Genomic DNA, 10378 nt, shown 5'->3' on the forward strand with positions numbered 1-10378 from the left:
AGGAAACTCACTTTTAAATAGCATCAGGTAATGCAATGGAGCAATCATTGAAGCTAGAAATGACAAAGGGTCAGCAGCAACTCAAGTACATTATTAGTTTTAGGTGCCACCAAGAGTACGATACTCCGCAAGAACTCGACTGACATAAACTTGACAGTTGTTTCCTAAAAGCTTGTATGCGCCAGGATTGCCTATATTAGCTACAGCCTGTCGCATAATCCCATCATCTAGACCTGTCTTACCTGGAACTTGCGTATAGATTCCCAGATGTTTTGCTTTCTCCTGAGCACAACCTGCTGTCCCCATAAAGCCCCAGTCAGGTGGAGCTTGTCCATCTTCAAAGAAAATATGCTCATGATAAATCCCTTTGTTCTTAATCCAGGGTTTACTTGCAATGCTGCCCACTCCCTTGATTTTTCCACCTAGTGGTCTTCGCCCTACATAGGCTCGTTGAATAACGGCATTTTGCAAGCTTGGTAAGCCATCGAGTTTAGCCTGAATGTATCCCCCTTCCTCTTCCATCTCCTCTTGCATTTCAGGTGGAATATCAGCGAGGGTTTGTCGCTGAAGAGTGCCTGGAATCTGCTGCACTACATGGGTTAACTCGTGGGCGATCAGTTCTTGGCCACCCCGATTACCGGGTTGATAGGCTCCTTGGCGGAAGAAAATATCTTGGCCAGTGGTAAAGGCTTTGGCTTGAATCGAACGATTGAGTTGGTCGGATTGGGTGTTGGTATGAACTCGCACCTGGCTAAAGTCGGCCCCCATGGCTTGGCCCATTTTGGTTTGCAAATCGGGCGCTAGGGCTTGGCCCCCGCCCCTGGCTTGCTGAATGCTTGTTTCTAGATCAGGGGCAGCTTCCCCTTCCACAATGCCCGCAGAGGGAGCCGATTTCATTTGTAGCTCTTCTTCTTCGGGGATCTCCATGCGTTGAAGCATGGGCTTCATTTGTAGCTCTTCTTCTTCAGGCATCTCTAGCCGCTGAAGCATGGGCTTCATTTGCAGTTCATCTTCTTCGCCTATTCCTTCCCGTTGGATGGCTTGAGATGGGTTGGCACTGGGGGCATTGATGTGCTGCACCACCTGGCTGGCGACTCGGTCGGCTTCTTGTTCGTACTTGTCGCCCGGTGCGCCGATGGTGAGCTTGGGCTGGATGGGCTGGGGGCGGCTGCCGTGGGGGTCTGTGATGGAAAATTGTGGGGGTGGGGTGTCCCGGTTGAGGTTGGGTGGGGCGGGTTCCTGCGACTCCGGGAGGGGGAAGGGGCGGGGTTGCAGAACATTATCAGACGCGGGCTTGCGGGACGGCGATAGCGACTCTTTGCGGCGGGAGGACTGGTATCGAGCCATGGGGACACCTGCAATCTGCATAGCGATAATACCCAGGTTCCCACAGTTGCTTCCCATGGGGGCTTAGACGATGGTCTAGATCTTGCGGGGCTAGGAAGCTGTTGCCCCCTAGGTAAGCATTAACAACGATCATTTCCCGTGAATTTCTTGACCAATCCCCTGCCGATTCTGGGCAAGGTGACAAGAACAGGACTACCGAATTTAGATGCCCGCACGGGCCACGAAGCGACCGCCAGCGACCGAAAGAAAGCTTGTCCATGGCCGCAATTTAGACACCGGGGAACCCGACACCGAAGCCTACGACAAGCTGGTGCGATCCCTGGGGGCGGTGCCCATTTGTCTGCCCCGCCCCGCGAAGGATGCCGTTAACGGTGAATGTAGCCCGTCGTAGGTGGCGATGGCCCCAGGTCGGCCTCAGAAAGCGGCAACTAGGTCAGCGTGCTAGGCCGCGACTAGACCCCGGTGGCGCAGTAGGGCTTGGGTACTGGGTTCCCGGCCCCGGAAGGCTTTGAACACCTCCATGGGATGGCGGCTACCGCCCAGGGCCAGCACCGTATCCCGGAACCGATGGCCCGTTTCGGCGATGGCGGTTTCGTTGTCGAGGCCCACTTCCTCAAAGGCGGCGAAGGCATCGGCACTGAGCACCTCGGCCCAGAAGTAGCTGTAGTAGCCTGCGGCATAGCCCCCGGCAAAGATGTGGGTGAAGGCGCAGAGGAAGGCGTCTTCGGGCAGGGGCTTGAGGACGGAACACTGGGCGGCAATGCGGTGATTCACCTCCGCGATGGTTTCGCCTCCGGGTTGGTAGCGGTGGTGCAGTTCTAGATCCGTCCAGCCGAAACGCACCTGGCGCAGAATGGCGCTTCCGGTCATAAAGGTGCGGGCGGCGACGATTTTTTGGTAGAGATCCTCCGGCAGGGGAGCCCCAGTTTCGTAATGGCGGGCTAGGGTGAGCAGGGTATCGCGGTGGTAGCACCAGTTTTCCATGAACTGGCTGGGCAGTTCCACGGCGTCCCATTCCACGTTGTTAATCCCCGCCGCCCCGGTGTGGTCTACCTGGGTGAGCATATGTTGCAGGCCGTGGCCAAACTCATGGAACAGGGTTTCCACGTCGCGGAAGGTCATTAGACTGGGCTTGCCATCCACCGGGGGCGCTTGGTTACACACGAGGTAGGCCACGGGCAATCGCACCTGCCCCTTCACCTTGCCCCGGTTGATGCAGGTATCCATCCAGGCACCGCCGCGTTTTTCGGCGGGACGGCTGTAGGGATCGAGGTAAAAGTGGGCGATGGGGTCGCCGCTGCCGTTCAGCACCTGGAAGTAGCGCACGTCGGGGTGCCAGAGGGGGGCTTCCCCATCGGCGGGGGCAATGGTGATGTCGAAAATGCGGCTGGCCAGGGCAAACAACCCGTCGAGCACCTGGGGCAGGGGAAAGTAGGGCCGCAGTTCTTCGTCGTTGAGGCCGTACTTTTCTTCGCGGATGCGCTCGGCCCAAAAGGCGGTGTCCCAGTGGGTGAGGTCGTCGGCTTCGGGGGCACCCTTTTCAGCGGCAAAGGCTTTCAGGTCGGCCAGTTCCTTCACGGCGGTGTCGTAGCTGGCGCGGCGCAGTTCCTCCATGAGCTGGTCAATGGCCTCTACAGAGGGGGCCATTTTGCGGGCCAGACTCAGCTCGGCGTAGGTGCCATAGCTCAGCAGATTGGCCATTTCGTGGCGCAGGGCCAAAATTTGCTCAATCAGGGGCCGATTGTCTAAATCCCCCTCCGAGGCACGGGTGACAAAGGCGCGGTAGATCTTTTCCCGTAAATCCCGCCGCCGACTGTGCTGCATAAACGGCCCATAGCTGGGGAAATCGAGGGTAATGTGCCAGGGGCCAGCCTCCGGGTTGGCTTCCACTTCCCCGGCATCGCGGGCGGCTTGGGCGGCGAGGGCCAGCAGGCTGGGGGGCAGGCCATCCACCTCCTCGGCGGTGGTCAACACCAGGCGAAAGGCTTTGGTGGCATCCAACACCTGGTTGGCAAACTTGGTGGTCAGTTCCGCCAGGGTTTGCTGAATCTCGTTGAATCGATCCTTCTCCGCTCCCTCCAGGCCCACGCCAGACAGTTCCGCCTCCCGCAACGAGGCTTCCACAATTCGCTGTTGGGCCGCATCGAGGCTATCCCACTCGGTGCTGGCCCGCAGTTGCCTAAAGGCGTTGTACAGGGGCTGGCTTTGGCCCAACTGAATGGAAAACTGTACCAGTCCGGGCTGCACCGCTTCGTAGGCGGATCGCAGTTCGGGGCTATTTTTTACCCCCATCAGGTGACCGATGATGCCCCAACTCCATCCCAACCGCTCTTCAATCCGGGTCAAGGGCTCCACTAGGCCGTTCCAGGTGGGCACCACGCTAGCCTCCAACCCTTGTAGGTCAGTCCTGAGATGCTCCAGTAGAGTGGCGATGCCAGGGACGATGTGATCGGTTTCGATGTGGTCGAAGGGAGGTAGACCAGCACCAATTAGGAGGGGATTTTGTACAGTCGTCGCCGTCATAGTTAGAACGATAGAAAGAGTAAGGAGTGATGCAAGGGTAGAGATGCAGCCGCGAAGGGCTTGACGTTATCTCCAGCCCGGAGGGGATCGATGGGCCGTAGCGTGGGACGGAATAGATCTAAACAGAGAGCCAAACGCTAAGGGAGTTACCTTAGTTATTCTGCCTGATTCCCGTCGGATTGTCTTTTCGAGACCTAGGCAAGGGTTAGTCCCAAGCCGACCCCGACCGTTAAGACCATGAGGTCTCCTCGCCCACGGATGATACCGGGAGTAGCTGAGGTTATCCCGAACTAAGGTTAGAGAAGGGAATGGCAGATCCCCGCTGTGCCACTACGCAAAAAACTCCCAGGGCAAAGTACCCCAGGAGTTCGATCAGAACAGATTCTTTCGCCGTGCTCGGTCTAGGCCGTGCTATACCTTAGCTGACAGCGGCACCACTGCGGCCATAGGTAGCCCAAAAGCTAGGGTGAACCTTGCCCTGGATGTGGTTCCAGTAGCGGGCCGCTTCGGCAGGCAGACCCGCTTCGGTGGCCAAACGAGCCAACATAGACTGCTGACGACGCTTGACGGTGCGATGGCGGTTGACCATCATCAGACGGGCTTTGTCCTCGGTGCTAACGGCAGCGGCCACAGGAGCCACCACATCAGCAACCACGGGAGCCGCCACAGGATCCACCGCCGCAGCAATACCCGTGTTGTAGGCCACCCCGCGATACATGAGGTCAACGGTGGGCTGCTGTACAGGAGCCTTAGTGACCGTGCGGAACCGGATATCCACGCCCCGGAATTTACCAACTTCGTCCACGGCTTTCAGGTCAACGGTGGGGGGATTGTAGTCGTAGCTAACGCCGCGATAAGTAAGTTTCATGAGGTCGCCTCCAAAAGATCAAGGAATTTGATCCAAACCTTGGGGCGCGTTCCTTCGGGGGGATCAGCCCCTACTTCCGTCTCTCTCTGATCCGAATGAGATGAGCGAGAGAGATGAACGAATTCAATTTACTTCTGTATAGTAAGCTACGGTTTTGAAGGAAGTCAAGGGAGGGGTTGAACTGTTACGGTTCTTCATAGGGGGATCTTCTGTCCTTTGTCCTTAAAGAAGCGACGCTCCCAGGCCATATCTCATAAAGCAGCGCCCCACCTGCACACCGACTTTTCGCGGGATTTTGCAGACGTTTCAGGCCATTCACCTGGCCTCCACGGGAACCGTCCAGCAGGGTAGCCACCGCTGGGAAGAACGTCGCAAGATCATTCGCCTCATGGGCTTCCCGGCTTGCCAGTCTTCTCTCCTAAAGTAACTCCTGTCAACCTGCGGAATGTCGGTTGTATAAACCGTAGCCCCGTGGGAGAGGGTTTGGGGCGAGGGCTCAAGCACAAGCCGGAAGAAGGTTGCTAACCCCCAGATGGCACCCTAGGGTGGCCCATCGGCTAAGGGGAAACCACTGTGGGAAGATAGAAGGATCGTCTTTGGCGTACGGTGCCTCAGCCCGCCTAGCCCTCGGTTTGCCATGCCCAGCCTCTACAGTGAAGTCACCATCGACGCGCCCCGGTTTGCCGTCTGGGATGCCCTAATTCGCAAGGAAGAATGGCATCGCTGGAATACCTTTCTCTACGACTGCGACCCCAGCCGCCCCATCCGCCCAGGGGGGGATATCTTGCTGGCCCTGCGCCGCCTAGAAGGGGAGGACGAAACCGAGTTTCAGCCCCGCATTTTGGTGGTGCAGCCCAACCGCTGCCTGCGCTGGATGGCCAAAGTTCCTGGTTTTCGCAGTGAACACGTCTTTGAACTGGAAGACATCGGCCCCAACCGCACCAAATATATTCACCAGGAACGGGTATCGGGGATGCTGTCCCGCGTGTTTTTGCCCTTCATCCGCCGCGATGAAAAAGAGGGGATCAGCCGCATGAGCCGCCAAATCAAACGCTACGTGGAGCAGGACTATCGCCGTCAGTGGTGATCCTTGTGTCGCCATGCGGTGACGGTGTAGAGGGCGAGGGCCGTCCAAATGCAGCCGAAGGTGATCAGGTGGGTGGAGGTGAAGGGTTCGCCATAGACCAGCACCCCCAGCAGCAGGGCAATGGAGGGAGCCAGGTATTGAAAAAAGCCCAGGGTGGCCAAGGTCAGGCGTTTGGCGGCGGTGTTGAACCACAGCAGCGGCATGGAGGTGGCCACTCCAGCCCCCATAAATAGCAGCGTCAGAGGGATGGTTTGGCCAAAATGCCCCTGCCCGGTGAAGCCCAGATAGCTAACAAAGGTCAGGGTGACAGGCGTAATCAGCAGGGTTTCCACCGCCAGCCCGACCAGGGGAGCCACGGGGGTCGTCTTGCGCAGCAGCCCATAGAAGGCAAAACTAACCGCCAAACTCAGGGCAATCCAGGGCACGGTGCCGAACTGCACGATGAAGTAGCCCACCCCCACCGCTGCCAGGGCCACCGCTACCCGTTGCAGCGGATGGAGCCGCTCCTTCAGAAACACAAACCCCAGCAGCACCGTGACTAGGGGGTTGATGTAGTAGCCCAGGCTAGCCTCCACCACCTGGTCGCTGTTGACGCCATAGATATAGATGCCCCAGTTGACGCTGAGCAAACTGGCGGTGAGGAACAATACCCCCACCCGGCGCGGCTGGCGCAGTAGGGCCACCAGATCGGACAATCGCCCCTGTACCAGCAAAATTAGAATTAAAAACACCGCCGACCAAATCATGCGATGGCTCAACACCTCTACCGCTGGGCTAATGCCCAAGAACTTCCAGTAAATCGGCAGCAGCCCCCAGGCTCCGTAGGCCATCAGGGCATAGAGGACGCCACCACCGGGGTTAGGTTGACTGGAGGAAAGCGCTGGGGAAGACGGTACAGGGGAGGAGTGGGCCAAGGGTTCACACAAGAACGAGTAGGTGCCAGAGGGTCTATTTTAGGCCGATTGCTCCACCCCTGCATTGGCCTGCGCCCACGGCAGTGGGCACTAGACTTGTTGCGAAATTGAGCGATAACAGCCCCTGAATCGGGCGAACCCCGTTGTACCATGCTGAACGTCCAACGCGCCCTCCAGAATGACCGACGGCGTTGGGGAAAAAGATGGCGCTACCGCAGCGGAAAGTGACGAGTCTTGAGGGGTTTGTCGAAGCCTTCCCCGACGTGAAGGGTGTGATCCTCGATGGGACGGAGCGCCCGAACCAGCGGTCGAAAGACCGGAACCCACAGAAGGAGGATGACTCCGGCCAAAAGAAGCGTCATACCCGCACGCATCGGGCCGGGGTGGCCCCCGACCGCTCGATTCTCCTATTCAGCACCGCCTATCCCGGCAAAGCCCACGATAAAGGCATCCTGAATACCGAAGGATGAGCCGAGTGGATCCCCGATGCGGTCAAGATCCAGGGTGATTTAGGCTTTCAGGGGCTGCAAAACGAATATGTCAACGTCGAGATTTCCCACAAGAAACCGAAGGGGGGACACCTCACCGATGAGCAAAAAGCAGAGCATCAAGCCCTGGCCCGAGAACGGGTGGTCGGGGAGCACACCTTTGCAGGGCTAAAACGCTATGGGATTGTCCGTCAGGTCTACCGCAATCGTAAACCGGGATTCGATGACCGGTCGATGCTGACCGCATCGGGGCTCTGGAACTTTGATCTGATGGCCGCTTAACCGAGGGCGGGGAAGGGACCCATGGGCAATGCTTGTAGTTGTCTACTTTTCCGCTATTTCGCAACAAGTCTATTACTTTGATCGTACCTCGCCCGAATGAACTCCGCTATAGTTATTTTCATGGAGTACTCTAAGGGCGCAGATACGTTAGGTAAAGACGATAGCGGTTTACAATTCTATGTATTAGCAGTTCATATATTGATTACAAGGAACCTTTTGGCATGGCCGAAATTCAATTTGCCCGTGGTATCGCCGAGCCCGTCATTCCTGATGTGCGCCTCACCCGCGCTAAGGACGGATCCAACGGCACCGCCACCTTCTACTTCGACTATCCCCAAGCCCTGTCTGAAAACGGCGTGGAAGTGACCGGGATGTATCTCGTAGACGAAGAGGGGGAACTGGTGACCCGCGAGGTAAACGGCAAGTTCATCAACGGCGAACCCGCTGGCATTGAGGCCATCTACGTGATGAAAAGCGAAGCCGATTGGGATCGCTTCATGCGGTTTATGAACCGCTACGCCGAGAAAAATGGCCTTGGCTTCACTAAAAGCTAGGGGATCGCAGCCATGGCCCATCCCCGCCCCCTAGATCGTCCCGTTGGCTGTGCGGTGATCACTGTCAGCGACACCCGCACCCCCGACACCGATCAGAGTGGATCACTGATTCAAACCAGCTTGACAGCGGCGGGCCATCGGGTGCTGGATTATCACATTGTGGTCGATGAGCCAGATCTCATTCAGGATTTAGTCATCCAGTGGGGCGCAAACACCGCCCTAGATGCCATCCTCGTCAACGGCGGCACCGGAATTGCCCCCCGCGACACCACCTACGACGCCCTAGAAGCCCTGCTAGAGAAAACCCTTCCCGGCTTTGGTGAACTGTTCCGCCATCTGAGCTTCCAGGAAATTGGATCCCGTGCCATGGCCTCCCGTGCAGTGGCGGGAGTGTATCGGGGTAAGCTGCTATTTTCTCTGCCCGGTTCCAGCAAGGCGGTGAAATTGGCGATGGATACCCTGATTTTGCCGGAACTCCCCCACCTCGTGAGCTTGCTGCGGGGATAGGGCGAGGGAGCCTCGCCCCTATCGAGCAGGGACGAAGCGTTCCTTCGCTATGGCGCGGAGGCGGTTGATGTCTTCCCGACGGGTGACGGACAGGGGTACGGTACGCTTGACTTGTTCAACCACAAGGGCCGTATCGGCGGGGCGATTTTCGTAGAGGGCGCGGTAGTGGGCGGTGATAATGGCCTGTTCGATTTCGGCCCCACTAAAGCCCTCGGTGACGGCTACCAGGGTGGGCAGGTCGTAGGCTTCTAGCCCTTGGTTGCGAAGGTTGAGGTGGATTTTGAAAATGTTTTCCCGTTCGTTATCGTCGGGCAAATCGACAAAGAAGATCTCGTCAAAACGGCCCTTACGCAACAGTTCCGGCGGAATAGCCGACAGATCATTGGCCGTAGCCACCACAAAAATTTCCTGGGATTTTTCTTGCAGCCAAGTCAAAAAATAGCCAAACAGCCGCCGACTGAGCCCCCCGTCGGCATCGCTGTTGCTTTGGCCCATGCTTTTTTCAATCTCGTCAATCCACAGGATGCAAGGGGCCATGGTTTCGGCAAGCACTACCGCCCGCCGAAAGTTTTTGTCCGACTCGCCCACATATTTGTCGTACAGTCGCCCTGCATCCAACTTTAGCAGGGGCAAATTCCACTGACGGGCAATGGTTTTGGCCGCGAGGGACTTGCCACAGCCCTGAATCCCCACAATCAAAATGCCCTTGGGAGCGGGCAGGTTAAACTTACGGGCCTGGGGCGTAAAGCCAACCCGTGCATAGGCCAGCCAGCGCTTCAACCCCTCAAAGCCACCCAGTTCTGCCGCGTTGGTTTCTGGGGGAAAATAATCTAAAAGTCCTTCCTCATGGATGACCTGGGCCTTGCGGTCAATGATACGTTTAACGTCGTCGGCGTTGAGTTTGTTGTCGTGGTAAGCGGCATAGGAAACTACCTTGCGCGTTTGGCTCAGGGTCATCCCTCGCAAAGCCTTGACAAGGGCATGGACGACTTCAGGGGTTAACTCAACCGCCACCTTGCCATTAACCGACCTAGCAACCTTAGAAACTTCGGCCATGAGCTCCTCTGGTTCTGGCAGTTTCAAATCTAAATAGGCCGCATCCTGGGCCAGTTCTGGCGGCAAAACGACCCCGCTACCACTGATCACAATCGTGGATCGGTTGAGGGAAAACTGTTGCACCACCTCCCGAAACTGGCGAGCCACGACGGCATCCTTCAGGTGGGGAGCAAAGTCCTTGAGCCAAAAAATAGCCTTAAAGCTCATATCCTGGATGTGGCGCAGCATATCGATGGGTTCGGCGGTTTTGGGCAGGGCTTGTCCGCGCTTACTACCTGGGGGCGCATACTCATTCTGCCAGCGGTTGTCAGGGCTTTCGGGAGAACGCATCAAGCCCTGGGCAATGCTCCACTCAAAGATGGGCATTTGCATATCGGTGCAGGCCTTTTGCATCAGGGTTTGTACCCGCTCCTCCTCCACCGTTTCAATTACAATCACTGGATGGAAGGAAACCACCAGGGTCTTGAAGTGCTGCACGCTGTCTTTGAGGGACATGGCAAGTTCTCGTTAAGGGGACTAGACAAACACCGCAGGGGCAACGAATCACCCCTAACCCTCATTAGTCTAATGACTGAATTGCACCGACACCTGCTAGAGATTGTTCAACGCCTACCCACCGACGTTGTATTGAGGGAGGTCAACCGTTAAGCTGTTAGTCATCTAAACTGCGTATAATACATTAAAATTCTGGAATAAGCCATGGGAGTCAGAAACTATCTAACGTCAGAGGAAAAGCAAGAGCTTCAGAAGCA

10 protein-coding genes, 1 pseudogene and 1 riboswitch are annotated in these 10378 nt (G+C 56.9%); of the genes and pseudogenes, 6 read left to right on the top strand and 5 right to left on the bottom strand.

Annotated elements, in window-relative coordinates; all coding sequences use genetic code 11:
- Nucleotides 1-99: 99 nt before the first annotated feature.
- The gene (locus H6G62_RS13935; RefSeq protein ID WP_190496116.1) at nucleotides 100-1368 is read right to left on the bottom strand and encodes a DUF4157 domain-containing protein; all 1269 of its coding nucleotides are present in this window, start codon (nucleotides 1366-1368) and stop codon (nucleotides 100-102) included.
- A 184-nt stretch (nucleotides 1369-1552) separates the two neighbouring features.
- Here H6G62_RS13935 and H6G62_RS13940 point away from each other — a divergent pair, with 184 nt between their 5' ends.
- Complete coding sequence (locus H6G62_RS13940) at nucleotides 1553-1738, top strand: hypothetical protein (RefSeq protein ID WP_190496118.1); 186 nt, start codon at nucleotides 1553-1555, stop codon at nucleotides 1736-1738.
- Nucleotides 1739-1788: 50 nt separating this feature from the next.
- On the opposite strand, the gene H6G62_RS13945 is transcribed toward H6G62_RS13940, so the two are convergent.
- Entirely contained in the window at nucleotides 1789-3870 is a 2082-nt protein-coding gene (locus tag H6G62_RS13945; protein ID WP_190496120.1) for a M3 family metallopeptidase, read from the bottom strand.
- A 418-nt stretch (nucleotides 3871-4288) separates the two neighbouring features.
- Nucleotides 4289-4738, bottom strand: coding sequence for a DUF4278 domain-containing protein (locus H6G62_RS28610; RefSeq protein ID WP_190496123.1), 450 nt, complete (start codon nucleotides 4736-4738; stop codon nucleotides 4289-4291).
- Between the two features lie 43 nt (nucleotides 4739-4781).
- A riboswitch (Glutamine riboswitch) is annotated at nucleotides 4782-4860 on the bottom strand.
- A 173-nt stretch (nucleotides 4861-5033) separates the two neighbouring features.
- Between H6G62_RS28610 and H6G62_RS28345 the strand changes: the two genes are divergently transcribed.
- Entirely contained in the window at nucleotides 5034-5165 is a 132-nt protein-coding gene (locus tag H6G62_RS28345) for a hypothetical protein (protein WP_277883029.1), read from the top strand.
- 210 nt (nucleotides 5166-5375) lie between these two features.
- Nucleotides 5376-5825: an SRPBCC domain-containing protein gene (locus H6G62_RS13955; RefSeq protein WP_190496125.1), complete on the top strand. Its 450-nt coding sequence runs from the start codon at nucleotides 5376-5378 to the stop codon at nucleotides 5823-5825.
- On the opposite strand, the gene rarD is transcribed toward H6G62_RS13955, so the two are convergent.
- Entirely contained in the window at nucleotides 5816-6739 is a 924-nt protein-coding gene (rarD, locus tag H6G62_RS13960) for an EamA family transporter RarD (protein ID WP_242051996.1), read from the bottom strand. The genes H6G62_RS13955 and rarD overlap by 10 nt on opposite strands.
- Nucleotides 6740-6942: 203 nt before the next feature.
- Here rarD and H6G62_RS27880 point away from each other — a divergent pair.
- The 3 genes and pseudogenes from H6G62_RS27880 (at nucleotide 6943) to H6G62_RS13980 (ending at nucleotide 8570) form a co-directional block, all read left to right on the top strand.
- Nucleotides 6943-7509 (top strand): annotated as a pseudogene (locus H6G62_RS27880) (transposase family protein).
- A 221-nt stretch (nucleotides 7510-7730) separates the two neighbouring features.
- Nucleotides 7731-8063, top strand: a complete 333-nt coding sequence (psb28, locus tag H6G62_RS13975) for a photosystem II reaction center protein Psb28 (protein WP_190496129.1) — start codon at nucleotides 7731-7733, stop codon at nucleotides 8061-8063.
- A 12-nt stretch (nucleotides 8064-8075) separates the two neighbouring features.
- Nucleotides 8076-8570: a MogA/MoaB family molybdenum cofactor biosynthesis protein gene (locus H6G62_RS13980; protein WP_190496131.1), complete on the top strand. Its 495-nt coding sequence runs from the start codon at nucleotides 8076-8078 to the stop codon at nucleotides 8568-8570.
- Between the two features lie 18 nt (nucleotides 8571-8588).
- Here H6G62_RS13980 and H6G62_RS13985 read toward each other — a convergent pair whose 3' ends face one another.
- A complete protein-coding gene (locus H6G62_RS13985) occupies nucleotides 8589-10121 on the bottom strand; it encodes an AAA family ATPase (RefSeq protein ID WP_190496133.1) in 1533 nt (510 codons plus the stop codon).
- Nucleotides 10122-10378 lie beyond the last annotated feature (257 nt).

This window comes from Phormidium sp. FACHB-1136, assembly GCF_014697375.1.
GTDB lineage: Bacteria > Cyanobacteriota > Cyanobacteriia > Phormidesmidales > Phormidesmidaceae > Nodosilinea.